Annotated in this window: 21 protein-coding genes; 9 read left to right on the top strand and 12 right to left on the bottom strand. The window is 70.9% G+C overall.

The genetic code is table 11. The annotated features are described in order from the left end of the window. The first annotated feature begins 190 nt into the window (after nucleotides 1-190). The 3 genes from HLK59_RS33615 to HLK59_RS33605 all read left to right on the top strand — a co-directional run bounded on the left by HLK59_RS33615 (nucleotide 191) and on the right by HLK59_RS33605 (nucleotide 2034). The gene (locus HLK59_RS33615) at nucleotides 191-1156 is read left to right on the top strand and encodes a zinc-binding dehydrogenase (RefSeq protein WP_171145367.1); all 966 of its coding nucleotides are present in this window, start codon (nucleotides 191-193) and stop codon (nucleotides 1154-1156) included. 102 nt (nucleotides 1157-1258) lie between these two features. Beyond that, the gene (locus HLK59_RS33610; protein ID WP_171145366.1) at nucleotides 1259-1468 is read left to right on the top strand and encodes an HTH domain-containing protein; all 210 of its coding nucleotides are present in this window, start codon (nucleotides 1259-1261) and stop codon (nucleotides 1466-1468) included. Continuing rightward, a complete protein-coding gene (locus tag HLK59_RS33605; RefSeq protein WP_171145365.1) occupies nucleotides 1468-2034 on the top strand; it encodes a Clp protease N-terminal domain-containing protein in 567 nt (188 codons plus the stop codon). Before HLK59_RS33610 ends, HLK59_RS33605 begins: the two co-directional genes overlap by 1 nt. 25 nt (nucleotides 2035-2059) lie before the next feature. Here HLK59_RS33605 and HLK59_RS33600 read toward each other — a convergent pair whose 3' ends face one another. Together HLK59_RS33600 and HLK59_RS33595 are read right to left on the bottom strand one after the other, a co-directional pair. Beyond that, on the bottom strand, nucleotides 2060-3121 hold the full coding sequence (locus tag HLK59_RS33600) for a PadR family transcriptional regulator (RefSeq protein ID WP_171145364.1): 1062 nt from the start codon (nucleotides 3119-3121) through the stop codon (nucleotides 2060-2062). A gap of 1 nt (nucleotide 3122) precedes the next feature. Then, entirely contained in the window at nucleotides 3123-4202 is a 1080-nt protein-coding gene (locus HLK59_RS33595) for a DUF4097 family beta strand repeat-containing protein (protein WP_171145363.1), read from the bottom strand. A 150-nt stretch (nucleotides 4203-4352) separates the two neighbouring features. Between HLK59_RS33595 and HLK59_RS33590 the strand changes: the two genes are divergently transcribed. Then, entirely contained in the window at nucleotides 4353-5204 is an 852-nt protein-coding gene (locus HLK59_RS33590) for a hypothetical protein (RefSeq protein ID WP_171145362.1), read from the top strand. Between the two features lie 62 nt (nucleotides 5205-5266). Next, the gene (locus HLK59_RS33585) at nucleotides 5267-5449 is read left to right on the top strand and encodes a DUF6104 family protein (protein ID WP_046261288.1); all 183 of its coding nucleotides are present in this window, start codon (nucleotides 5267-5269) and stop codon (nucleotides 5447-5449) included. Here the strand turns inward: HLK59_RS33585 and HLK59_RS33580 are convergent, their stop codons facing one another. The 7 genes from HLK59_RS33580 to HLK59_RS33550 form a co-directional block, all read right to left on the bottom strand. Beyond that, nucleotides 5450-6034, bottom strand: coding sequence for a hypothetical protein (locus tag HLK59_RS33580; RefSeq protein WP_171145361.1), 585 nt, complete (start codon nucleotides 6032-6034; stop codon nucleotides 5450-5452). It lies immediately after the preceding gene. A gap of 75 nt (nucleotides 6035-6109) precedes the next feature. Next, nucleotides 6110-9901: a multifunctional oxoglutarate decarboxylase/oxoglutarate dehydrogenase thiamine pyrophosphate-binding subunit/dihydrolipoyllysine-residue succinyltransferase subunit gene (locus HLK59_RS33575; RefSeq protein ID WP_171145360.1), complete on the bottom strand. Its 3792-nt coding sequence runs from the start codon at nucleotides 9899-9901 to the stop codon at nucleotides 6110-6112. A 291-nt stretch (nucleotides 9902-10192) separates the two neighbouring features. Further along, on the bottom strand, nucleotides 10193-11299 hold the full coding sequence (locus HLK59_RS33570; protein ID WP_171145359.1) for an ATP-binding protein: 1107 nt from the start codon (nucleotides 11297-11299) through the stop codon (nucleotides 10193-10195). Beyond that, nucleotides 11296-12036 (bottom strand): response regulator transcription factor, encoded by a 741-nt coding sequence (locus HLK59_RS33565; RefSeq protein WP_046261291.1) that lies wholly within the window; start codon nucleotides 12034-12036, stop codon nucleotides 11296-11298. Before HLK59_RS33565 ends, HLK59_RS33570 begins: the two co-directional genes overlap by 4 nt. 129 nt (nucleotides 12037-12165) lie before the next feature. Then, the gene (locus tag HLK59_RS33560) at nucleotides 12166-12843 is read right to left on the bottom strand and encodes a spermidine synthase (RefSeq protein ID WP_171145358.1); all 678 of its coding nucleotides are present in this window, start codon (nucleotides 12841-12843) and stop codon (nucleotides 12166-12168) included. Nucleotides 12844-12951: 108 nt separating this feature from the next. Continuing rightward, nucleotides 12952-14697, bottom strand: a complete 1746-nt coding sequence (locus tag HLK59_RS33555; protein ID WP_171145357.1) for a glycoside hydrolase family 3 N-terminal domain-containing protein — start codon at nucleotides 14695-14697, stop codon at nucleotides 12952-12954. Between the two features lie 24 nt (nucleotides 14698-14721). Further along, the gene (locus HLK59_RS33550; RefSeq protein ID WP_171145356.1) at nucleotides 14722-16011 is read right to left on the bottom strand and encodes an MFS transporter; all 1290 of its coding nucleotides are present in this window, start codon (nucleotides 16009-16011) and stop codon (nucleotides 14722-14724) included. A 179-nt stretch (nucleotides 16012-16190) separates the two neighbouring features. Between HLK59_RS33550 and HLK59_RS33545 the strand changes: the two genes are divergently transcribed. Beyond that, entirely contained in the window at nucleotides 16191-16850 is a 660-nt protein-coding gene (locus HLK59_RS33545) for a TetR/AcrR family transcriptional regulator (RefSeq protein WP_171145355.1), read from the top strand. Between the two features lie 134 nt (nucleotides 16851-16984). After that, nucleotides 16985-17839 (top strand): rhomboid-like protein, encoded by an 855-nt coding sequence (locus HLK59_RS33540; RefSeq protein ID WP_240982786.1) that lies wholly within the window; start codon nucleotides 16985-16987, stop codon nucleotides 17837-17839. Nucleotides 17840-18045: 206 nt separating this feature from the next. Here the strand turns inward: HLK59_RS33540 and HLK59_RS33535 are convergent, their stop codons facing one another. Together HLK59_RS33535 and HLK59_RS33530 are read right to left on the bottom strand one after the other, a co-directional pair. Then, nucleotides 18046-19530, bottom strand: a complete 1485-nt coding sequence (locus tag HLK59_RS33535) for a sulfatase (protein WP_171145354.1) — start codon at nucleotides 19528-19530, stop codon at nucleotides 18046-18048. 576 nt (nucleotides 19531-20106) lie between these two features. Further along, the gene (locus HLK59_RS33530) at nucleotides 20107-20751 is read right to left on the bottom strand and encodes a GNAT family N-acetyltransferase (RefSeq protein WP_171145353.1); all 645 of its coding nucleotides are present in this window, start codon (nucleotides 20749-20751) and stop codon (nucleotides 20107-20109) included. Nucleotides 20752-20930: 179 nt separating this feature from the next. Between HLK59_RS33530 and lon the strand changes: the two genes are divergently transcribed. Beyond that, nucleotides 20931-23351: an endopeptidase La gene (gene lon, locus HLK59_RS33525; protein WP_171145352.1), complete on the top strand. Its 2421-nt coding sequence runs from the start codon at nucleotides 20931-20933 to the stop codon at nucleotides 23349-23351. Nucleotides 23352-23427: 76 nt separating this feature from the next. Here lon and HLK59_RS33520 read toward each other — a convergent pair whose 3' ends face one another. Beyond that, nucleotides 23428-24291, bottom strand: coding sequence for a lysozyme (locus tag HLK59_RS33520; RefSeq protein ID WP_171145351.1), 864 nt, complete (start codon nucleotides 24289-24291; stop codon nucleotides 23428-23430). A gap of 231 nt (nucleotides 24292-24522) precedes the next feature. Here HLK59_RS33520 and HLK59_RS33515 point away from each other — a divergent pair, with 231 nt between their 5' ends. Next, on the top strand, nucleotides 24523-25017 hold the full coding sequence (locus HLK59_RS33515) for a MarR family transcriptional regulator (RefSeq protein WP_171145350.1): 495 nt from the start codon (nucleotides 24523-24525) through the stop codon (nucleotides 25015-25017). Nucleotides 25018-25089: the final 72 nt, after the last annotated feature.

Here is a 25089-nt window from a genome sequence, read left to right as displayed (position 1 = left end):
GTGTTGGGGAGGGAGAGCGCTTGGTCTCGAAGGCCGGGCGGGCTGAAAGGCGTGGGCCGACGTTGTGGGGTGCGGGTCCCTGTGGGTGCGGCCTTGGTCTCGAAGGCTGGGCCGGCTGGATGGGCAAGAGGGTATGTGTCACAGAGGTGCCCGGTTCCCCCGAGGCGCGGGGGAACCTATCGTCAACATCATGTTCGCTGCCTACGCCGCCCGCATCGACCGTGACCAGCCGCTCAACGGCCTGGAGTTGGGGGAGCGCCCGGCTCCCGAGGTCCGTTCCGGCTGGAGTGTGATCGATGTCAGGGCCGCTTCCCTCAACCATCACGACCTCTGGTCCCTCAAGGGTGTCGGTCTGTCCGAGGACAAGTTGCCGATGATCCTCGGCTGTGACGCCGCCGGTGTCGACCAGGACGGGAACGAGGTCGTCCTGCACTCCGTGATCGGACAGAGCGGTCATGGCGTCGGGCCCAAGGAGCCCCGCTCGATCCTGACCGAGCACTACCAGGGCACCTTCGCCGAGCAGGTCGCCGTGCCGACCTGGAACGTCCTGCCCAAGCCCAAGGAGCTCTCCTTCGCCGAGGCCGCCTGTCTGCCCACGGCGTGGCTGACGGCGTACCGGATGCTCTTCACCAACGCGGGCGTACGCCCCGGCGACTCGGTCCTCGTCCAGGGCGCCGGCGGCGGTGTCGCCACGGCCGCGATCGTGCTCGGCAAGGCCGCCGGTCTGCGGGTCTTCGCCACCAGCCGGGACGAGGCCAAGCGGAAGCGGGCGATCGAGCTGGGTGCCGTGGAGGCCCTGGAGTCGGGGGCGCGGCTGCCGCAGCGCGTGGACGCCGTCATCGAGACCGTCGGCGCTGCCACCTGGTCCCACTCGGTGAAGTCGCTGAAGCCCGGCGGCACGCTCGTCATCTCCGGCGCGACCAGCGGTGACCGGCCCTCGCACGCCGAGCTGACCCGGATCTTCTTCCTGGAGCTCAAGGTCGTCGGGTCGACCATGGGGACCAAGGACGAGCTGGAGGACCTGCTGTCCTTCTGCGCCGCCACCGGGGTGCGCCCGGTGATCGACGAGGTGCTTCCGCTGGACCGGGCCCGGGAGGGCTTCGAACGGCTGGAGTCGGGCGAGCAGTTCGGGAAGATCGTGCTCACGCATTCCTGACGTGGGGGAGTGAGGCGGGTCCGGGGTGCCGGGCCCGCCTTTCCCGTACCCGAGGTGTCAACTTTGGTTGACATCGAGGTGGTGTCAACGTAGGTTGACGCCATGACTGATGCGACGGATCTCGCCGAGCGTGCGGGCGACCGCGATCCACGGGTCGGCCTGCGGGCCGTCGCCGCCCTGCGCCGGCTCCTCGAACAGCTGGAGTCGGTGCAGGTGCGCAGCGCGCGCAACCAGGGCTGGTCGTGGCAGGAGATCGCCGCCGAACTCGGAGTGAGCAGGCAGGCCGTGCACAAGAAGTACGGGAGGCATTGATGTTCGAGCGGTTCACCAAGGACGCCCGCGCGGTGGTCCAGACGTCCGTCGCGCACGCCGAACGGACGGGCGCGGCCACCGTCGGAGCCGAGCACCTCCTGCTCGCGCTGCTCGACCGCGAGGCGAGCCGAGCCTCCTTCGCGCTGGCCTCGCTGGGCCTCGCGGGGGACCGGAAGGAATCGGTACGGCGGTCTCTGGCCGAGTCCCGCCGTCGCGCCGGCCTCTCCCAGGCCGAGGCGGACGCCCTCGCCGGACTCGGCATCGACGTCGCGGAGATCGTCGCCCGGGTCGAGGAGGCGCACGGGGTCGGAGCGATGTCCGGTGACCGCAAGGACAAGAGCTGGTGGTCCGGTCGCCGCACCTTCGGCCGGGACGCCAAGGACGTCCTGGAGCGCTCCCTGCGCACCGCCGTCGCCCGCCGCGATCGGCACGTCGGCGATGAGCACCTCCTCCTCGCCCTCACCGTCCGCCCCGGCGTACCGGGCGAGGTGCTCGCCGACCACGGGGTGACCTACGCGTCGCTGACCCGTGTGCTCTACGGCGAGGGGGAGGCGAAAGCCGGCTGAGCGGGCGCGCTCCGGGTCCGGGGATTCAGGCCTTCGGTGTCCGCAGCAGCGCCCCGAGGTGCGCGGCGGCCGTCGACAGGTGCCGGCGGGCGTCGCGCAGTTGGTCCTGGGTGACGCCATGGTCCCGGGCCGCGTCGCGGATGTCGTCCCGGAAACGGTCGAGGAGCCGGTCCAGGTCGCGGGCCGAGTCCCCGGTGCCGTCCTCATGGGCCCAGGCAGGCTCGTAGTCGGCGGGGAAGTCCTCCGGGGTCTGTGAGTACTCGGGCGCGCCCGGCGCCGACTTCGCGGCGCTCTTCTCCGCGTGCCCGTGTCCGTGCCCGAACCCGAAGTCCTTGCCGAACTCCCTGCCGTAGTCCCGCCCGAACTCGCCGAACTCCTTGGCCAGTTCGGTCAGCCCCTCACGCACCCCCGTCGGCCAGTCGCCCCGCGCGAAGTGGTCCTGCACCTGCTCCTGGACCCGCCGTGCGATGCGCTGCACCTCCTCCTGCGCCTGGACCCGCGCCCGCTCCTGCGCCTCCTTGGCCTGACGCCGGGCCCGCTGGGCCTCCTCGCGGGCCCGCCGGCTCTCGTCCTTGGCGCGCCGGGCCTGCTCCTTCCACTCCTGCTTGACGCGGCGCATCTCCTCCTTGGCCGCCCGCCACGCCTCGTTGTCGGCGTGGTCCCCGAACTCCCCGGGGGAGCCGCCCTGTTCACCGCCGCCGCGGGCCTCCGAGGCGGCCGCCCGCATCTCGCGCCGCAGGTCGCCCGCCGCGCCGCGCACATCCGCCCGGATCTCGGCGGCGAGTTCGGCGACCGACTCCCGGATCTCCAGCTCCAGATCGGCCAGCTCACCGCTGCGGTCGGCCAGTTCGGCGCGGCCCGCGTCCGTGATGGCGTACACCTTGCGGCCGCCCTCGGTGGTGTGGGTGACCAGGCCCTCGGCCTCCAGCTTGGCGAGGCGGGGGTAGACGGTGCCGGCCGAGGGTGCGTACAGCCCCTGGAACCGCTCCTCCAGCAGCCGGATCACCTCGTAGCCGTGGCGAGGGGCCTCGTCGAGCAGCTTCAGCAGATAGAGGCGGAGGCGGCCGTGGGCGAAGACGGGAGGCATGTCAGAGCACCTTCTTGTCGGTCGTGCCGTCGGCCGGGGTGTCGTCGGCGTCGGCCGTGTCATCGGCGTCGGCCGTGTCTGCGGCGGAAGCGCCGTCACCCGGGCCGGAAACGGAATTGTCCCCCGAGTCGCTCCGTGCGTCGGTCACCGGGCCGGTGTCCCCGGCCTCGGGCACCGGGCCCACGTCCGCCGCGCCCACGTCCGCCGGGCCCACCTCTGCCGGGTCCACGTCTGCCGGGTCCACGTCTGCCGGGTCCACGTCCCACGGCACGTCCTCGGCCGGCGGTCGGCGCAGCAGGGCGATCGAGCCCGAGACGGTGGTCGCCTTGAGGCTGCCGTTGCCCGCCCCGAGCCGGCCGGTGATGCGCTTGGCGCCCCACTGGCCGCCGACCCGCAGGTCCTCGAAGGCGTTGGAGACCTTCCCGCTCGCGGTGTTCGCCTCGACCTCCGCGTCCGCCGGGTGCGGGAGCCGGATGGCGATCTCGCCGGAGACGCTCGTCAGGTTGATGTCCGTCGGGCGGCTCGTCGGGTCCAGGTCGACGATCATCGAACCGCTCACCGACTCCGCCTTGACCGAGGAACCCGCCTCGACCACGGTCAGGTCCCCGGAGACGGAGTTGAAGCGGAGGTCTCCACGAAGGGCCTGGGCCTCCAGGTTTCCCGAGACGGTGTGGGCGTGGACGGGACCGGTGAGCCCCACGAGGGTGGTGTCGCCGGTGACCCCCTTGACCTCCGCGTGTCCGTCGATCCCCGAGACCACGGCCGCGGCGCCCACCACGCCCACCTCGACCCGGGTGTCCGCCGGTACGGCCAGCGAAACAACGGCGCTGCGCCGCCAGCCCTTGCGGTCCAGCCACTTGAGGAAGCCCTTCCAGGGCAGATCGTCGTAGGCCACCGTGAGGACGCCGTCCTCCTGGGTCACCGCCAGGGGCGGTCCCTCCAGCTCGGAGATCTCCAGACGGGCGGAACCTTCGTCCGTGCCCACGACGTTCACCGTTCCATTGACGATGCGTACATGGAGCCGGCTCACCGGTTCGTCGAACGTGAGCTTCCTCGGCTCCGATACGGACCATTCGGACATGGTGCAGACCTCCCCGTGACGCCACACGCGCCATATCGCGTCTTCCGCTATTCACGATATATCGCGGGAACGGAAAGTCAAGACACCCGTTCTGGGGATGTTCGCGCCCCAAAAATGACCAAACCATATGAATCCACCTAGCGTGTGAGCATGTCGCCGACGGAAGCCCCTCGTCCCGGTGCCCCTCGTACCGGACCCGCCCCGGGCGCCCTGCTGCTCTGCCGCGCGGAACCCGAGTCCGTCGCCCCCGCAGCCCAACTGCTGCGCGAACGCATGCTGCTCACGAGCGCGGGCGCGCAGTGGAGCGTCCTCGTCCCCGAGGGCAAGCCCTGGCAGCAGGGCGGCGAGCCGGTCGACCGTGTGCTCACCGGCTGGGCCACCGCGCTCGCCGTCGGCGCCCCCTGGCCCGTCCTGGCCCTGTGGTGGGACGCCGACCGCAGCGGCTACACGCTCGCCTCCGGATTCCGCCGCCCTGTCGGCTACGTCTGGCTCGCCAACGGCACCCCCGCCGGCGAGGACGAGGCCATGCGCACCTTCGCCGCCCGTCTGGGGCTCGATCCGGTCCTGGACGTGCAGTCCCTCGACCAGCTGACGAAACCCGACTCCGCGGCCGACGCCCGAGCCCGCCTCCGCGGCCTTCTCGCCGTCCTCACGCGCGCGGGCCTGACCCTCCCCGCCGGCCTCACCCCCGGCGACCCCGCCGACCGCCTCCGCGAGGTCGCCCGCGTCCAGCCGGACGCCCTCCCGGTCGCGTGGCCGGGCTGGCGGGACGCGGTCCGCGCGGAACTCGACGTCGTCGAGAACAGCCGCCTGGGCCCCTGGCTCCCCTGGGCGGGCACCCCCAGGGCCCGCGTCCTGGCCCTCGCCCAGGTGGCCGCGGGAATCCCCCTCACGGCCCTCGGACTGCGCCGCCGCAGCGGCGGCTGGCTCACGGCGGGAGCCCTGCTGCTCGGGCACGGGGCCCTGGGCCTGGCGTACGACCTCGCCCGCCCCCGCGACTGACGCACGGCATACCCTGAGGGAGTAGGTCCCAGGGCAGTGCCCGTCCGTATCAGGAGCGAGAGTTGTACTTCACCGACCGTGGCATCGAAGAGCTGGAGAAGCGGCGCGGCCAGGAGGAGGTCACCTTCGAGTGGCTCGCCGAGCAGCTGCGGACGTTCGTCGATCTCAACCCGGACTTCGAGGTGCCGGTGGAGCGGCTGGCCACGTGGCTGGCGCGGCTGGACGACGACGAGGACGACGAGTAGTCAGTCCCGCCGGTCGGCGGCCGGTGGCAGATACCGCGGCCGCCCGTCCGGATCCGTCACCGCGGTGAAGCCCGCGCTCTCCAGCACCGCGGAGTGCTTGGCCCGGTAGCGGCGGTTGGCGACGAGCAGGACCGCGACGAGGGCCATGAAGGCGACCCACAGCGGGCCGCCGACGACGAGGCCGAACTTGATCCAGGGGCCGACGGCCAGACCGGTGAAGCCGAACACCGTGATCCCGATCATCTGCTTCTCGGTGAACCGGGTGGCCAGCTCGAAGCTCATGCGTGCCTTCAGGACCGCGACCGCGTCGGCGTCCAGAGGCGGCAGCGCACCCCCGTCGGCGGCGTCCGGGTACCACGTCCAGTTGTGCGCCGCCCGTGCCAGGGCCCGCGGATCGGGGTCGGGCACGACCAGGATCTGGAACTTCCGGTTCACTTCGTGCACGCTCGCGTACCGGTACCCGAACTGCTCGGCGTAGAAGGCGAGCCGGGAGAGCGTGCGGATGGTCCCCAACGCACTGGTGGCGCTGACGGGGCCGCCGCCGCTCATCTCGCGCAGCATCTTCCGTATCCGACGCCTGCTCACATGTCCCCCTCCGGACAGGTCCGAAGGGCCCGGCCCCCAGACGGGGACCGGGCCCTTCGGTACTCGTGCCGAGACCTACGCCTCGAACACCTCACGCACCAGCTGCTCCTGCTCGGCCTGGTGACGCTTGGCCGAACCCACCGCAGGCGACGAGCCGTGCGGACGCGAGATGCGCCGCAGACGCTCGCCGTGCGGGACGTCCGCGCCGACCGCCAGGTCGAGGTGGTCGATCAGGTTGAGGGCGATGAAGGGCCATGCGCCCTGGTTCGCCGGCTCTTCCTGGGCCCACAGGTACTTCTCCGCGTTCGGGTACTTGGCGATCTCCGCCTGGAGCTCGGCACCCGGCAGCGGGTACAGCCGCTCAAGGCGGATGATCGCCGTCTCGGCGGCCGCGGCGTCCGTGGTGCCGCGCTTGATCCGCTCGGCCTCCAGGTCGTAGTACAGCTTGCCGGTGACGAAGACGACCTTGCGGACCGCGGCCGGGTCGACCGTCGTGTCGCCGATGACGGGGCGGAACTGACCCGACGTGAACTCCTCCGTCTTCGACGCGGCGGCCTTCAGACGCAGCATCGACTTCGGGGTGAAGACCACCAGCGGCTTGTGGTGCGGGTTGTGCACCTGCCACCGCAGGAGGTGGAAGTAGTTCGACGGGAGGGTCGGCATCGCGACCGTCATGTTGTTCTGCGCGCAGAGCTGGAGGAAGCGCTCGACACGGGCCGAGGAGTGGTCCGGGCCCTGGCCCTCGTAGCCGTGCGGGAGGAGGAGGGTGACGCCGGACGTCTGGCCCCACTTCTGCTCCGCCGCCGAGATGTACTCGTCGACCACCGTCTGCGCGCCGTTGACGAAGTCGCCGAACTGCGCCTCCCACATCACGAGCGCGTCGGGGCGGGCCAGCGAGTAGCCGTACTCGAAGCCCATGACCGCGTACTCGGAGAGCAGGGAGTTGTAGACGTTGTAGCGCGCCTGGTCCTCGGCGAGGTACTGGAGCGGGGTGTGCTCCTCGCCCGTCTCGCGGTTGATGAGGACCGCGTGGCGCTGGCCGAAGGTGCCGCGCTGGGAGTCCTGGCCGGAGAGCCGGACCGGGGTGCCTTCCAGCAGCAGGGAGCCGACGGCCAGCGTCTCGCCCATGCCCCAGTCGATCGTCCCGTCCTCGACCATCGTCGCCCGGCGCTGGAGCTGCGGCAGCAGACGCGGGTGGACGTGGAAGGTGTCGGGGATGTTGACCTGGGACTCGGCGATCCGCTTGACGGTCTCCGAGGTGATCGCGGTGTTCACGGCGACCGGGAAGTCCGCCTGCGGGTCCGAGATCGGTCCCGCGGCCGGCTGGGCCGTGATGGCCTCGCGGACCTCGGTGAAGACCTTCTCCAGCTGCCCCTGGTAGTCCTGGAGCGCCTGCTCGGCCTCTTCCAGGGTGATGTCGCCGCGACCGATGAGGGACTCGGTGTAGAGCTTGCGCACCGAGCGCTTCTTGTCGATCAGGTCGTACATCAGCGGCTGGGTGAAGGCCGGGTTGTCCGACTCGTTGTGACCGCGGCGGCGGTAGCAGATGAGGTCGATCACGACGTCCTTGTTGAACGCCTGACGGAACTCGAAGGCCAGCCGGGCCACGCGGACGACGGCCTCGGGGTCGTCGCCGTTCACATGGAAGATCGGCGCCTCGATCATGCGGGCCACGTCGGTGGCGTACATGGAGGAGCGCGACGACTCGGGAGCCGCCGTGAAGCCGACCTGGTTGTTGATGACGATGTGGACCGTGCCGCCGGTGCGGTAACCCCGCAGCTGCGACATGTTCAGGGTCTCGGCCACCACGCCCTGGCCCGCGAAGGCCGCGTCACCGTGCAGGGCGACCGGCAGGACGGTGAAGTCCGTGCCGCCCTTGTTGATGATGTCCTGCTTGGCGCGGGCGATGCCCTCGATGACCGGGTCGACCGTCTCCAGGTGGGACGGGTTCGCGGCCAGCGAGACGGTGATCTGCTCGCCGTCCAGGCCGGTGAAGGTGCCCTGGGCGCCCAGGTGGTACTTCACGTCGCCGGAGCCGTGCATCGACTTCGGGTCGAGGTTGCCCTCGAACTCGCGGAAGATCTGGGCGTACGACTTGCCCACGATGTTCGCCAGGACGTTCAGCCGGCCGCGGTGGGCCATGCCGATGACGACCTCGTCCAGGCGGGACTCGGCAGCGCTGTCGATGACCGCGTCGAGCAGCGGGATGACGGACTCGCCGCCCTCCAGGGAGAAGCGCTTCTGGCCGACGTACTTCGTCTGGAGGAAGGTCTCGAAAGCCTCCGCCGCGTTCAGCCGGCGCAGGATGCGCAGCTGCTCCTCGCGCTCCGGCTTGGAGTGCGCGCGCTCGATGCGGTCCTGGATCCACTTGCGCTGCTTGGGGTCCTGGATGTGCATGAACTCGACGCCGGTGGTGCGGCAGTACGAGTCGCGCAGCACGCCGAGGATGTCGCGCAGCTTCATCAGGGACTTGCCCGCGAAACCGCCGACCGCGAACTCGCGCTCCAGGTCCCACAGGGTGAGGCCGTGCTCGGTGATGTCCAGGTCGGGGTGCTTGCGCTGGCGGTACTCCAGCGGGTCGGTGTCGGCCATGACGTGGCCGCGGACCCGGTAGGAGTGGATCAGCTCGAAGACCCGGGCCGCCTTGGTGACGTCGTCGTCGTGCGAGGCGTCGATGTCCTTGAGCCAGCGGACCGGCTCGTAGGGGATCCGCAGGGCCTCGAAGATCTCGTCGTAGAAGCCGCCCTCGCCGAGGAGGAAGTTCGCGACGACGCGCAGGAACTCGCCGGAGGCGGCGCCCTGGATGACCCGGTGGTCGTAGGTCGACGTGAGCGTCATGACCTTCGCGATGCCGAGCTTGTTCAGGGTGTCCTGGGAGGTGCCCTGGAACTCCGCCGGGTAGTCCATGGAGCCGACGCCCATGATGACCGACTGTCCGGGCATCAGACGCGGGACCGAGTGGACGGTGCCGAGGCCGCCGGGGTTGGTCAGGGAGACCGTGACACCGGTGAAGTCGTCCATCGTCAGCTTGCCGTCGCGGGCGCGGCGGACGATGTCCTCGTAGGCCTGCCAGAACTCGAAGAAGTTCAGCGTCTCGGCCTTCTTGATGCCCGCGACGACCAGCTGGCGGTCGCCGTTGGGCTTCACCAGGTCGATGGCGAGGCCGAAGTTGACGTGCGCCGGCTTGACCAGGGTCGGCTTGCCGTCCTTCTCCGCGAAGGAGTAGTTCATCGACGGCATGGCCTTGATGGCCTGCACCATCGCGTAGCCGATGAGGTGGGTGAAGGAGATCTTCCCGCCCCGGGCGCGCTTCAGGTGGTTGTTGATGACGATGCGGTTGTCGAAGAGCAGCTTCACCGGGACCGCGCGCACGGACGTGGCCGTGGGCACCTCGATCGAGGCGTTCATGTTCTTCGCGACGGCGGCGGCGGGGCCGCGCAGCGTGACCAGCTCCGGGCCGTCCACGGACGCGGACGCGGCCACGGGCTCGGCCTTCGGCTTGGCCGGGGCGGGCTTCGCGGCGGCCGGCGCCGGGGCGGCGGCCTTCACGGGCGCCGGAGCGGCGGCCGCGGGCTGCGCGGCCACAGGCGCGGCGGGAGCCGGCGCGGGCACCGCAGGAGCCGCGGGAGCGGGCGGGGCGGCGGCAGGGGCCGGAGCAGCAGCCGCCGCCGGGGCGGCAGCCGCGCCCGGCTTGTAGTCGGCGAAGAAGTCCCACCAGGCTCGGTCTACCGAGTTCGGGTCCTGGAGGTACTGCTGATAGATCTCGTCGACGAGCCACTCATTGGGACCGAACGCGGCCGCAGGGTTCTTCCCCGCTTGGTCGGTGTCGGTCGAGATGCTCGAGTTACTGGGGGACTGTGGCGACACGGCGGCAACCGCCCTCTTCCGCTTCACAAGGTGATGGACAGCGGGAATAAAGGCTACGCCCCCATGGCCGGGAAGGTCAGGCTGAGCAAGGTCATCGTCGCGTAAGTCACACCGGAAAGTGTGTTTCGGGGCCAGAAATGGCGGGAAACAAGCGTGGTTCCGCGTCAGATGGGAAAGGCGGAGCAAGACCCCGGACGCCGATGGCGCGGGCCTGTGGCAGATCACACGTGATCACACGTGTCCGTCAGTGCGGACCGCGGTGGATCTTGTGGCTCCGGTTCGAACTTTACGTCAACTTGGCAGAGATGGAAGTCCCGGAAGGGTGACAAGGATCCGGCAACCCCGCTCGGATTCGGCCACTCCGATCCGGCCGCCGTGCAGATCCACCGCCCACCGGGCGATCGCCAGGCCGAGCCCCGTACCGCCGTCGCTGCCGGGCCCGTGCGGCCGGTTCACGGCCCCCCGGTTGAACCGCTCGAAGACGCGATGCCACTCCGAGCGCGGGATACCGGGCCCCTCGTCGAGGACCTCCAGCTCCAGCGAGTCCGCCAGCGGCCCGCGCCGGGCCTTCACCGTCACGCGCCCGTGCGGCGGGCTGTGCTTGACGGCGTTGTCGATCAGGTTGGCCACGACCTGGTGGATGCGCTCCGGGTCCGCGTTCGCGGTCAGCTCCGGCGGGGTCACGTCGAGGTGCAGATGCACGTCCGTACGCGTGTGACTGCCCGATCCGGAAGCGATGCCCGCACGCGCCGAGGAGACCATGTTGGCTTCCTTCAGCACGCCCGACAGGTACGGCCACACCTCGAAGCGACGTGTCTTCAGCGGTACGACCCCGTTGTCGAGACGGGAGAGGTCCAGCAGCGTCTCGACCAGCCGGCCGAGCCGCTCCGTCTGTTTCAGCGCCGTACGCATGGTCTCGGGGTCCGCGGGCGAGACCCCGTCCACGATGTTCTCCAGCACCGCCCGCAACCCCGCGATGGGGGTCCGTAGCTCATGGGAGACATTCGCCACGAGTTCCTTGCGCTGCTGTTCCTGGGCCTCCAGGTCGTCGGCCATCCGGTTGATGGTCTCGGCGAGGTCGCCCAGCTCGTCCCGGCGGTTCTCCCGCACCCGGCGCGTGTAGTCCCCGTGCGAGATGGACCGGGCCACCGCGTTCATCTCGTCCAGCGGAGCCGTGAGCGAATGCGCCACGAACTGCGTGATCAGCAGTGTGGCGATCATCGAGAACACCGTGATGAAGCGCAGCTCGGTCTTGGTGCGAACCGCGATCATCGACAGACCCGTCGTGATCAGGACCGAGGTGACGACGAGCGCACCCAGCTTGGTCTTGATCGAGAACGGGCGCACGCCGCCCCAGGGCTCCCCGGGGCCTCTCCGTCCGGCCGGACCGCCGCTCATGGCGTCGGTGTCTCCAGGGCGTAGCCGACGCCGTGCACCGTGCGGATCCGCTCGGCACCGATCTTCCGGCGCAGCGCCTTGATGTGGCTGTCGACCGTGCGGGTGCCGGAGGCGTCCGCCCAGTCCCACACCTCGGCGAGCAGCTGCTCGCGGGAGAGGACCGCGCGCGGGGTGTTCGCCAGGCACACCAGGAGGTCGAACTCGGTCGGGGTGAGGTGAACATCCTCACTCCGTACCCGCACCCGGCGCTGCGCGTGGTCGATCTCCAGCTCGCCGAGGCGCAGGATGCCGCTTCTGGGCGTCGCGGCGGCCAGTGCGGCCCGCTCCACCCGGCGCAGCAGCACGTGCACGCGTGCGGCCAGCTCCCGCATCGAGAACGGCTTGGTCATGTAGTCGTCGGCGCCGACCCCGAGGCCGACCAGCATGTCGGTCTCGTCGTCGCGCGCGGTGAGCATCAGCACCGGCACCGGCCGGGCGGCCTGCACACGACGGCAGACCTCCAGACCGTCGAAGCCGGGCAGCATGATGTCGAGGATCAGCAGGTCGGGCTGCCAGGCCTCGGCCGTGTCGACCGCCGCCGGACCGTCGCCCGCGGTTTGCACGAGGAATCCCTCGGCACGCAGGCGGGTCGCGATGGCCTCCACGATTGTCGGATCGTCCTCGACCACCAGCACCCGGCGCTGTGCGCCCGGAGTGGCCGTAGCCGTGCCGTTGTGGGAGGTGTGTGTCTGCTCCATCGCCCGCCCCAAGGGTTGCTTTCCGGAATCAGTGGGGTGATCCCGCTGTCTGGCTGTGCGCATGCTTGCGATTGACGCTTGAATGATCTGCGTCAGGGGTGCAGCGTACGGGGAGTAACCACGCCTCGGCTATCCAGGTCGGACCCCGAGGTGCACGACGTCCGGAACGCCCCGGGCAACCGGGACCTCTTCGGTACGCACCCGCTGGAACCCGGCATTCCGTAGGGATCCTTCAAATTCCGGAGAAGGCCGCGCCGACCACACGGCCAGTACCCCGCCAGGGCTCAACACCCTTGCGCAGCTGGCCAGTCCGGTCGCCGAGTACAGCCCGTCGTTGCCCTCGGTGACGGTCCAGTCGGGGCCGTTGTCGATGTCCAGGCACAGCGCGTCGTACGTGTCAGAGGTCTCATTCACATAAGTGACAAGATCCGTTTCCAGAATCTCGGTGCGTGGATCGGCGAGCGCCGCCGCCGAGAGAGCGGACAGCGGACCCGTTCGGTGCCAGTCGACGATGGCCGTCTCGCGCTCCACGACCGCGATCGGGCCCCAGCGCGGATCCGCGGCGGCGTGTGCGAGCGAGAACCCCACCCCGAGCCCGCCGATCAGCGCACTCGGCTCAGGGCGCCCGTCCAGCGAGTCGAGCGCCAGGTCCATCAGCAGCCGCTCCGAGCGCCCGTCGGAGGTGTCCATCAGGAAGCACCCGTTGGCGATGATCTGCAACAACTCACCGTGCCTGCGCAGCACGACCTCACCGTGCGGGCCCTCGCGACGGTCCAGGACTTCGGGGATGTCGTACGAGATGGGCATCGGCCCATCCTGGCAGTCCGGTGCGGGGTGCACAGGGATTTACCCGGGGCCCGGCCCCCCACGGACCGGACCCCGGGACGGCGGGGTGGATTTAGGCCCCCGCCGGTCTCAGACGGCCAGCCCGTGGCCGTACGGGAACACCGGGTCCTGTGTGTCGTCGGGGACGTCGGGACGCGCCGCCGCCACCGCCGCCATCGAGCGCGGCAGCTCGAAGGGCAGCCGGCCCTCCGCCCGCGCCCGGCCGAAGGCCACGTCGAGCAGGGCGCTGTCGGAGGCACCGAAGTCGGCGACCAGCGCGGCGGCCCGCTCGGCGATCTCCGGGAGCACGGCGGGCCGTTCGAGATTGACGCACACCAGCGTCGGCACGGTGTCCAGGAGCCGCAGGATCTCCTTCAGCTCGTCCTCCGGGAAGGCGAGCGAACCCGCGTGGAAGAAGGACTCGAAGGCACCGGTACGCGGTTCGAAAGGCGTCCGCAGCCGCAGCACCGCCACATCCGCCTCGGCGGGGTCGGCCACGACATTGCCGTACGCCGCCGCCGTCTCCGCGCTCACGCCCTGGACGTAGACGTCCGGGCGCCCGGTGAGAGGCAGCAGGGAGTCGTTGGTCAGGACGGTCAGCGAGCGGCGCTGGGCGGCGGCGCCGAGGGCGGTGAACTCGCCCGCGCCCACGGTCTCCTCGGCCCGGTCGACATCGACGTACGGATTCTCGAAGAGCCCGAGGACGAACTTCTCGCGCAGCAGCCGTCGTACGGAGTCGTCGATCCGGTCCTCCGTGACGCGGCCGGAGCGGACGAGTTCCACGATCACCTCGGGACACTGCTCGCCGCCGAACTGGTCGGTGCCCGCGTCCAGGGCCTTCGCCGCGCGCTCGGCGACGGACAGGTGCTCGACGCCCCACGCGCGGGCCTCGGCGGGTTCGCCGAAGATCTCGGCGTCGTTGAGCAGGCCCCAGTCGGTGCAGACGATGCCCTCGAAGCCGAGGCGTTCGCGCAGCAGGCCGGTGAGGACGTCCTTGTTGAAGCCGAAGCCGACCTCCTCCCAGTCGGTGCCGACGGGCTGGCCGTAGTACGGCATCATCTGCGAACATCCGGCCGCGATGGCCGCCTTGAAGGGTTCGAGGTGGTAGTCGCGCATGCCGCCCGGGTAGACCTGCTCCTTGCCGTGCGGGAAGTGCGGGTCCTCGCCGTCCTTCTGCGGGCCGCCGCCGGGGAAGTGCTTCACCATGGCGGCCACGGAGGACGGGCCGAGCCTCGGCCCTTGCAGACCGCGGATGTACGCCGCCACCAGCTCGCTCGTCACCGCCGCGCTGGACCCGAAGGTGCCGGACTGACGTGACCAGCGCGGCTCGGTCGCCAGGTCGATCTGCGGGTGCAGGGCGACCCGGAAGCCGACCGCCAGGTACTCGCGGCGGACGGTGTCCGCGAACCTCTCCACCAACTCCGCGTCCCCGATGGCCGCCAGGCCCAGCGGCTCCGGCCAGGCCGAGAAGTCGCCGGCCAGGAAGGAGGCGCCGGGGTTGTCGGTGAAGGCGTGACGCGGGTCGGTGGAGAGGGTGAGCGGGATGCCGAGCCGGGTGCCCGCGGCCAGTTCCTGGACCCGGTTGACCCACGTGGCCATCTCGCGGGCGGTGCCCTGGCCGATCAGGTTGAAGTGGGTCAGCCGGCGTTCCGTGGCCAGTTCGGTGGTGCCGTACCGGAGGAACGCGCCCTCCTCGGCGAGGGTGCCGTCCGGGCCCATCGCCAGCATGGTGTGGAAGAGCTGACCTGCCTTCTCCTCCAGTGTCATTCGGGAGAGGAGGTCCTCCACCCGCTCGTCGACGGGGCGGTTCGGATCGCGGTACGTGGGAGTCGTCATCCCGGAATTCCCTAAGAAGTGGACTTACTTGACGCTACGGATGAACTGCACGGCCAGCGCGCCGAGCACGGCGGCGATCGCGCCGAACAGGAACAGCGCGCTGTAGTTGCCGCCACCACCGCCGATCGCGAGGAACGCGGGGGCGACGATGGGGACGAGGGACTGCGGGAGGGCGTTGCCGATGTTCAGGACGCCCATGTCCTTGGCGGACTCCTCCGGGTTGGGGAGCACCGCGGCGGCCAGGGCCATGTCGACGGAGAGGTAGAGGCCCTCGCCGAAGCCGAAGACGACCACGGCGGCGACGTACATCCCGAAGGACTGGGCGGTGGCCAACATGGCGAGGCTGACCGCCATGATCAGTGATGAGCCCAGGACGTACGGCTTGCGACGGCCCGTGCGGTCGGAGAGCTGGCCGCCGAGCAGGGAGCCGAGGACGATCGCGACGACCATGGCGATGGTGCCGGTGAAGAGCTTCGCGGTGACCTGTTCGTCGCTGTACCCGAGGCGGTCCATCAGGAAGTACACCTGGTAGCTGGTGACGCAGGAGGCGCCGGTGAAGACCAGGAAGCGGCCGGCGAAGTTCCAGGCGAAGTCGGGGTGCTTGCGCGGGTTCACCCAGAAGCTGCGCAGGAACTCCTTGAGGCTGTACGGCTCGAAGGCGCCGGCGCGGGCCGGGCGGTCCTTCATCACGGCGGCGAGCGAACCGACCGTGACCAGGCCGATCACACCGGGCACCAGGAAGGCCAGGGCCATCGAGCCGCTGAACGCCTGGGCCATCGCCGAGCCGGCGATGATCGCGAACGGGGTGGTCATGCCGACCATGCCGGAGACGCGGCCCATCTGGTGCGGCGGGATCAGGTCGGGGATGCAGGAGGTCAGCGCGGCGAGGGCGGCGTTGATGCCGAGCTGGGCGAGGGCCCAGCCGAGCAGCAGGGTCGGCACGTTGGTGCCGACGGCGACCACCGCGAGGCCGCCGAGGCCGGCCAGCATGCCGCCGATCAGCCAGGGGCGACGGCGGCCGAAGCGGCCGGTGGTGCGGTCGGAGAGGGCACCGAAGACCGGGTTGCCCAGCATCGCGAGCAGCGCGCCGACGGAGAGCACCTGGCCGAGGGCGGCACCGCGGTCCGCCTCCGGGACGATCTGGCTGACCCGGAGGGCGAGGGTCACCATGACCGGGGTGAGGACGGCGAGGTAGGCGCCGAACTGGGCGAGGGCGAGGGTGGCGATCAGCTTGGCGGGGGCGGCCTGCTGAGGGGTCTCGACGGACGCTGGGGAGGTCGTCGCGTCGAGCGGGGCGTCGTGGCTCACGGCCATGCGGCACTCCTGGGGGACGGGGGCGGCTTCGTTGCGCGCCGGCCCGCTCAGGGAAACAGCAAAACCGAGTGGGTACTAGGTTTTGTTCGCGTGGGCAGAATCACGCCGCACATGGCTTGAAATATGGGGGTCCTTGACACGTGTAACCCGCGGTCCGGGCGTCGGTTATCGTGACGGGCATGGAGCCCCAGGAGAGCAGCCCCACCGGCAGATCCGCAGGCCGCGGCACCTACGCCGTGGGCGACGAGCGACGCTCGCGGATCCTCGACGCCGCCGTGGAGCACTTCGCCCAGCGGGGCTTCCACGCCTCCTCCCTCGCCCGAATCGCCAAGGACGTCGGCATCACCCAGGGCGGTCTGCTGCACCACTTCCGCAGCAAGGAGGATCTGCTCGTGCAGGTCCTGGAGCGGACGGAACGCCAGGACAAGGAGCGGTTCTTCACCACGGAGCACTCCACCGCGGTGGAGTGCTACGCCAACCTCGTCCGGCTCCACGAGTACAACGCCGCGCGTCTCGGCCGTACCCGGATGTTCAACGTCCTCCTCGCCGAGGCGGGCGACGTCGGCCACCCCGCGCACGCGTACTTCGTACGGCGGTACGCGGAGCTGGTGCAGGTCATGTCCGCGGCCCTCCGGCGCGCGGTCGAGAGCGGCGAGTTGAGGCCGGACACGGATGCCGTCGCCCTCTCGGAGGAGACGGCCGCCGTCATGGACGGGCTCCAGCTCCAGTGGGTGCTCGACCCGAAGGGCTTCGACATGGTCGGGCGGTTCCGGCAGTACGCCGACCGGCTGTTGCGGGCGATCACCGTGGAAGGGATCGGACTGCCGGAGGGTTCTTGAGAAGTGGCTGTGAATCGGGGTCCGCGTGGCGCCGGTCACAGACACGGGGGTACGTGAGCGCGAAGGCTGGGGTGAAACGGAAGGAGCGCCTCACGGTGGAACGGAGCGAGGTGGCCGCGCGGGCTTCTGAGGACATGGCGGGGCCGGCGCCCGAGCCGGGCGCCGGGGTTGTGGCCGAGGGGTCCACGGCTGCGGTGCAACCTCCGCCCGACGCTTGCTTGCCCGCCGTATCGGGCCTGCTGGACGGGTTGCCGAAGCAGCGGGGGTCGATGTCCGTCCCGGTCCCTGGCCTTGTCCCGGCCGCTGTTCCGCCGGCCGCCCCCGAGCCCCGCTTCCGCATCCGCCCCTGGCGTCTCCTCCCCACCCCCACCGGGACGCCGTTCACCTTCGGTTACGCCGCCGTCCTGGCCGTCACCTCGCTTGTCACCGAGTACGCGGACCCCGCCCTCGTCCACTCCCTGCTCCAGGGCTCCAGCACCGACGTGGCCCACCTCGTGCACACGCCCGTACTCGTGCTGCTCGCCAGCGCGCTGTGGATCGCGGGCGGGATCGCGTCGCCCTACGTGCTCGGCTTCCTGCTGGTCATGACCGCGCTGGAGCGCCGTGTCGGCGGCCTGCGTACGGCCGGGGTGTTCCTGCTCGGCCACGTCCTGGCCACGCTCGCGACCGAGCTCCCGGTGGGCCTCGCCGTCCTGGTCGGCCATCTGCCCGACAGTTCCCTGCACCGCCTCGACTACGGCATCAGCTTCGGCGTCGCCGCGGGCACGGGCGCGCTGGCGGGGCTGCTCTCACCGTGGCTGCGGTGGCCGCTGCTGGGGCTGTTCGGCGGGATGCTGGTCCAGGACCTGCTCGCCTTCACGGACCCGATGACGGAGTGGGGGCACCTGATGGCGCTGGCGATCGGGGTGGCCACGTGGCCGGTGCTGCGGCGCTGGGCGAGCACTCCTGGCCGACCTTCTGCCCAGGCCCTGAAGCGGGCCTCCGCATAGGCCTGGCCCCGTGGCCTGTCCAAGCCTCCGTCTGCGGCTCTGTCGGGCTCTGAGTCAGGCCGTCGCCTGGGTCTCGGCCTGTCCGTCTGGTCCGCCCTAGCCTCTGCCGAGCCCTCGGCCCGGTCCTCGTGCCTGGGCCCGCCCTATTTCCTCCTGCTCAAGCTCCTGCCTGGGGCTTGGGCCAGTTCCCCTGCTCAAGCCCCTGCCTAGGTCTCTCTCGCCGCAGTCAGTCCCCTCGCCAATGCCGGGATGCCGAGGCGTTGTTCGTCCTCCGGGCTTGCTCCGTGCAGGCGGTTTCTGAGCTGGTAGGGGTCGGCGCGCAGGTCGTAGTACTCGCGGAACAGGATCTTGCCGGTGCCGCGCGGGCGGCCGTCGTCGGCGAGGCGGGTGCGGTAGTACTCCGTGTACTGCTCCGACTTGCCGATGTACGACGCCCAGGTGTGGATCGGCTGCTTGTCCTGCTGGTTCCACCACCACTCGGCGAGCAGGTGGGTGCGGTCGTTGCCGGCGTCCAGGAGGGAGTGGCCGTCGTGCGGGGTGTCCGGGGTGATGCCGGCCGCGTCCAGGAGGGTCGGCGCGATGTCGACGTGGCCGGTGAGGCGGTCGTCGGTGCGGGGTGAGCCGAGACCGCCGGACGGCCAGGACAGGTGGAAGGGCACCTCCAGACTCGGGCGGTAGGGCACCGACTTGCGCAGCCAGCCGTGGTCGCCCCAGCACAGGCCGTGGTCGCTGGTGAACAGGACCAGGGTGTTCTCCAACTGGCCCAGCTCGCGCAGCTTGTCGCGGAAGTCGCGCATCGCGTCGTCCACCGAGAGCAGGGTGCGCAGCTGACGCGTGCGCAGCGCGTTGCCCTGGGCGAAGGTGTGGTGGGCCTCGCGCAGGAAGTGCGGCTTGTCGCCCTTGCTGGGTTCGAAGACCGACGGGCGGCCCTGCCACTCGGGCACGCGCGTGTGGGCGTACTTCCGCTCAGGGATGTTCACCTCGTGCGCCGAGCGCGTGGCGACGTACGCGAACCACGGCCGGTGATCGGAACGGGACCGCTCGATGAAGTCGAGGGTGCGGTCCTTGATGACGGTGGTGTTGTACCCGCGGATGTTCCGGACGGTGCCGTTGTCGTTGTAGTGGCCGTTGTAGTACCGCACCGGCTCCTGGAGCAGCCACTCGTCGAAGTGGGGCGGATCGTCGCCGGTGCGCCAGTAGTTGAGGTACTTGCCGAACAGGCCCGTGCGGTACCCCGCCTCGCGCAGCCGGCGCTGGACCGTGGTGCGCTGGTCCAGGTGGTACGGGTGGCGGGTGTCGAGCAGGCCGTGGTTGTGGGCGTACCGGCCCGACATGATCGAGGCGCGGGACGGGGCGCACAGCGGGGTGTTGGCGTGTGCGCGGGCGAAGGTCGTGCCGTTGCCGCCGAGCCAGTCGAGGGTCTGCGGGAGCGCCCAGTCCGTCTCCTTGGGCTGGTCGTCGGTGAGGACCAGGAGGATGTTGGGGCGGGCGTCCCCGCGGGTGCCGGGGGAGGAGGCGGCGCGGCTGGCGACGGGGGCGGCCGTGCGGACCCCGTTCGTGGTGGGGGAGTTGCCGCCACCGTCGCTGTCGGTGCCCTTGGTGACGAAGGGGATCGCCGCCCCCGTGGCCGCGACGGCGGCGCCCGCGATCAACGCCCGCCGCCCCGGCCCACGCCGCTGTTCCTCGGCCATGTGCGTCCCCAAGTCCCCGTAAAAACCCGTATAACTGCTCAATCAAGCTGTGAACGAGCTTGCAGTGTGCAGGCAGTTCCTGTGAATGCCGTTGCGGGTTCATGACGACGGACCTGCGGTGTTGTGGCGATCGGCGCGCGGGTCGGTCCCCGCGGGGCGGGTTCCAGACGTACGGCGTGGTCGTCGTCAGCGCCTCGAACCCGACGCGGGTCCCCGTCCCCGCCACGCGCAGAGCGTGGAGCCGCCCCACAGGCTCGCGAACGCGGTACCCGCGCGGAAGGCGAGCCGGGCCGCGGAGACCAGCTCGCCGAGGTCGGGGCCAGGGTGTCGTGGCCCTGTGTCTTCCACTCCACGGCCACCCCACAGCCACCCCACGGCCTCGCCGCGCGTCCCCGTCGGCCCCGAGCTCGCGCCGCCCGCTCACGGATCCCCGGAACTGCCCGGCGATCCACAGCAGTGGGCCGGCCTTGTCGTACGTCACCCCGGCGGGTGGGGTGAGCGGTGCGCCGCGCATCCGGTGGACCTGGGCGGCGAGGAAGGTCTCGGCGTCGGTCGCGGCGCGACCGCGCGGTGCCCTCAGCCGGTGAACCTGGCGCTGGTCAGCGGTGCGTTCACCGTCCAGCCCAGGGACTCGTACAGCCCCCGTCCCGCGGGCGTCCCCGCCAGGACGCAGGTCTCCGCGCCCTGATCCGAGGCGGCCCGCTGGAGGGTGCGCATGACGACCGTGCCGAGGCCCTTGCGGCGGTGTTCCGGTGAGGTCTCGACCTGGTCGACGACCGCGGTCGCGCCGGTCGGGGCGAGCTGGCCGCGGGCCGCCCAGGAGCCGTCGGGGGCGGCGAGCATGGTGCGGGTGACGCCGCCGCGGGACCAGGTGCGCAGCCGGTAGCCGTCGGGGACCGTCGGCTCGTCGGCTTCCGTGGTCAGGGGGAGCGTCATCAGCCAGCCGGGCTCCGGGTCGATCCACCAGCCCTCGCCCAGCCAGCCGCCGACCACGGCAGGGTCCCGGAAGGCCTTGAGCCACACCCCGGCACCGATGACCGCCCCGGCCACCTTCCGTACGGCCGTCTCCCCGACGTCGTCGCCGATCGCGCCGAACACATGCCGTGCGACATGGCCGTCCATGCCCACGTCGATCGTGCAGCCCCACGGCTCGACCACCGGCGGGGCCGCCCCGCGCGAGAGCACCCATCCGTCCACCCACGCCCGCACGATCCGGTCCACGGCACTCCCTCCGGTAATGACTGAAAGCCTTGTGAGGTTATTACATTAGGGATGCCGCGTCAGCCCGGTCACGCATCACGACAGACGTGATCGCTCACAGCGAACGCCCCCGGGGGAACAATCCAAGGCTCACGTGCATTGAGTCGGCATAGCTCAACTTGAGTGCCGAAGGGGAGATCATGGCTTCGACGTCCACATCGCTCACTCTGCCCGTGCTGCCGCTCGACGACGAGGTCGTGCTGCCCGGCATGGTGGTTCCGCTCGACCTGAACGACCCCGACGTACGCGCCGCGGTGGAGGCCGCCCAGGCCGCCGCCCGGTCGGAGCCGGGCAAGCCCAAGGTCCTGTTGGTGCCACGCGTCGACGGCACCTACCCCGGCACAGGCGTCCTCGGCACCGTCGAGCAGGTCGGCCGGCTGGCCGACGGCGACCCGGGCGCGCTGATCCGCGGCCGCGGACGGGTGCGCATCGGGGCCGGGACCACGGGGCCGGGCGCCGCCCTCTGGGTCGAGGGCACCCGTATCGACGAGACCGTGCCCGAGCCGCTGCCGGGCCATGTCACCGAACTGGCCACGGAGTACAAGGCCCTCGCCACCGCCTGGCTGCGCAAGCGCGGCGCCTGGCAGGTCGTGGACCGTGTCCAGGCCATCGACGACGTCTCGGCGCTCGCCGACAACTCCGGCTACTCGCCCTTCCTGACCACCGACCAGAAGATCGAGCTGCTGGAGACCGCCGACCCGGTGGCCCGCCTCAAGCTCGCCACCCAGCAGCTCCGCGACCACCTCGCCGAGCAGGACGTCGCCGAGACCATCGCCAAGGACGTCCAGGAAGGCGTCGACAAGCAGCAGCGCGAGTTCCTGCTCCGCCGCCAGCTGGAGGCCGTACGCAAGGAACTGCGTGAGCTCAACGGCGACTCCAAGGACACCGCCGAGGAGTCCGACGACTACCGCGCGCGCGTGGAGGCCGCCGACCTGCCGGAGAACGTCCGTGAGGCGGCCCTCAAGGAGGTCGACAAGCTGGAGCGGTCCAGCGACCAGTCGCCCGAGGGATCGTGGATCCGGACCTGGCTGGACACCGTGCTCGAACTGCCGTGGAACGAGCGGACGCAGGACGCGTACGACATCCAGGGCGCGAAGGCGGTCCTGGACGCCGAGCACGCCGGCCTGGAGGACGTGAAGGAGCGGATCACCGAGTACCTGGCGGTGCGCAAGCGGCGCGGCGACCGCGGCCTGGGTGTGGTGGGCGGCCGTCGAGGCGGCGCCGTCCTCGCACTCGTCGGCCCGCCCGGCGTCGGCAAGACGTCCCTGGGCGAGTCCGTCGCGCACGCCATGGGCCGCAAGTTCGTCCGCGTCGCCCTCGGCGGTGTGCGGGACGAGGCCGAGATCCGCGGTCACCGGCGTACGTACGTCGGCGCGCTGCCCGGCCGGATCGTCCGTGCCGTCAAGGAGGCCGGGTCCATGAACCCGGTGGTCCTGCTCGACGAGATCGACAAGGTGGGGTCCGATTTCCGGGGCGACCCGGCGGCGGCCCTCCTGGAGGTCCTCGACCCCGCGCAGAACCACACCTTCCGGGACCACTACCTGGAGGTGGAACTGGACCTGAGCGACGTGGTCTTCCTCGCCACCGCCAACGTCCTGGAGGCCATCCCCGAGGCCCTGCTCGACCGTATGGAGCTGATCCGGCTCGACGGCTACACCGAGGACGAGAAGGTCGTCATCGCCCGTGACCACCTGCTGCCGCGCCAGCTGGAGCGGGCCGGCCTCGACAAGGACGAGGTGACCCTGGACGAGAGCGCCCTGCGCAAGCTCGCCGGGGAGTACACGCGGGAGGCGGGCGTCCGCACGCTGGAGCGGTCGATCGCCAGGCTCCTGAGGAAGGTCGCCGCCCAGCACGAACTGGGCGACCGGGAACTGCCGTTCACCATCACGGACGCCGATCTGCGCGCCCTGATCGGCCGGCCGCACCACGTGCCCGAGTCGGCGCAGGACCCGGCCGAGCGCCGTACCGCCGTCCCCGGTGTCGCCACCGGTCTGGCGGTGACCGGAGCGGGCGGTGACGTGCTCTTCGTGGAGGCGTCCCTGGCGGACCCGGAGACGGGTGCGGCGGGTCTGACCCTGACCGGCCAGCTGGGTGACGTGATGAAGGAGAGCGCGCAGATCGCGTTGAGCTTCCTCCGTTCGCACGGCGCCGAACTGGAACTGCCGGTGGGAGACCTGAAGGACCGGGGCGCGCACATCCACTTCCCGGCGGGCGCGGTGCCGAAGGACGGCCCGAGCGCGGGCGTCACGATGACGACGGCACTGGCGTCGCTGCTGAGCGGGCGTTTGGTGCGGACCGACGTCGCCATGACGGGCGAGGTCTCGCTGACCGGCCGTGTGCTGCCCATCGGCGGTGTGAAGCAGAAGCTGCTGGCCGCGCACCGGGCGGGCGTCACGACCGTCATCATCCCCAAGCGCAACGAGGCCGACCTGGACGACGTCCCCGCCGAGGTGCTGGACAAGCTCGACGTCCACGCCGTGACGGACGTCCGTCAGGTCCTGGAACTGGCGTTGGCGCCGGCCACGAACGCGGCGACGCCGGAGGTTCCGGTGGCGGCGTGACGGGCGTCATCGGATGAGGTGAAGGCCCGGGTTCTCGTGAGGGAGGCCCGGGCCTTCGCCGTGCCGGGGGAAGGGGTCAGCCGTCGGCGAGCGCCCGCACCCGGTCGAGCGCCCCGTTGAACCGGTCGTGGTCGCCGACCGTCGGCCCGGACGAGGTGTACTGCCACATCGTGTAGGCGCTCCAACCGGCCGGCAGCGTGCCCGCGGTCGAGGCGTAGCGGGCGATCCACAGCGGGTTGGCGGCGAAGCCGGCGTAGTTGCCGGTGCACTGGGTCCACCAGCTGGTGGAGGTGTAGATGACGGCGTCGCGGCCGGTGCGGGCCTTGTACTGGTTCAGGAAGCCGCGGATCCAGCTCACCATCGCGCTCTGGGTCTTGCCGTAGCAGGAGTCGCCGTACGGGTTCCACTCGATGTCGAGGGTGCCGGGCAGGGTCCTGCCGTCGGCGGACCAGCCGCCGCCGTGGTCGACGAAATAGTCGGCCTGCGTTGCTCCGGTCGTGGTGTCCGGTGTCGCGAAGTGGTACGCGCCGCGGATCATGCCGACGCCGTAGGAGCCGCTGTACTGCCCGGAGAAGTAGGGGTTCGTGTAGTACGTCCCCTCGCTCGCCTTGGTGTAGGCCCAGCGGACCCCGCTGTTCCAGAGGGTCGTCCAGGCGACGTTGCCCTGGTAGCTGGCCACGTCGACGCCCTCGGTCTGGGCGGCGCGGGTGTCGGCGGGCAGGCCAGCCTGTCCGTCGTGGGCGACGACACCCATGCCCATACGGGCGGTGCCGCGGGCAGGTGTGGCGGTGGCTGTGGCGGCTGCGGCTGCGGATGCTGTGGCGTCGGGCGACTCGGCGGCCGACGCCTGGCCTATGGGCAGCAGTGCGCATACGGCTGTGAGGGCGCCGGCGAGGAGCAGGCGCCGCGGGCGGGGCGATCCGGGTCTGTGCAGGGGCATGGCGTGCCTCCGAGGGCTCGGTGATGCTCGGTGGGGGGACACCCGGCCGGGGTGTGTGGCGTGGGCATGCCAGACATCGCCTGGTCAAGAAGCTACGCACGTCGACGAGCGGGTGGGAAGAGGGACCGGTTGCTGCCGTTGGTCTAGCCCTGCGAAATACTTACCGAGCTGCGGTGACGGCGCAATTTGGCGGAAACTTTCACGACCGGGAAAACCGAGGCAGGGACTGACGTGCACGAAGACGGGAACGGCGGCGGACGCGGAGTCGGGTCCGGGTTGTCCGGGAGCGGTGTGGACCAGCCTGAATTCCTGGCGCTGGAACGCGAGTTGACCGTGCTCCTGCGGCGCGCCCGGGCCAACCAGGGGGAGATGGCCCGCGAGGTCCACCCGGACCTGGAGTCCTCCGCGTACGGCCTGCTGGTACGGCTCGACGAGTCCGGTCAACAGCGCGCCACGGAACTCGCCGCGTACATCGGCGTGGGCAAGGCGACCATGTCCCGCCAGCTGCGCGCCCTGGAGACCCTGGGCCTCGTCGCCCGCGCCCCGGACCCCGCGGACGGCCGCGCCTGGCTCGTCGAGCTGACGGAGGAGGGACGGTCCCGGGTGGGACGGGTACGGAACGCGCGCCGGGCTCGGTACGCGGGGCGGCTTGCGGACTGGGACCGCCGTGAGGTGTCCGAACTCGCACGTCTGTTGCATGAGTTGAATCGGGGTATGGAGCGCTGAACCGGCCGCTAGCCTGACGGCCCTGGGGGACGGGGGTGGCCTGCGGGGGGGGGGGGTCGGCTCGGTCGGACC

This window comes from Streptomyces sp. S3(2020), from assembly GCF_013044505.1.
In the GTDB taxonomy this organism is placed as follows: domain Bacteria; phylum Actinomycetota; class Actinomycetes; order Streptomycetales; family Streptomycetaceae; genus Streptomyces.
The sequence above is the reverse complement of the archived record's forward strand: the minus strand, read 5'-3'. Positions and strand labels throughout refer to the sequence as shown.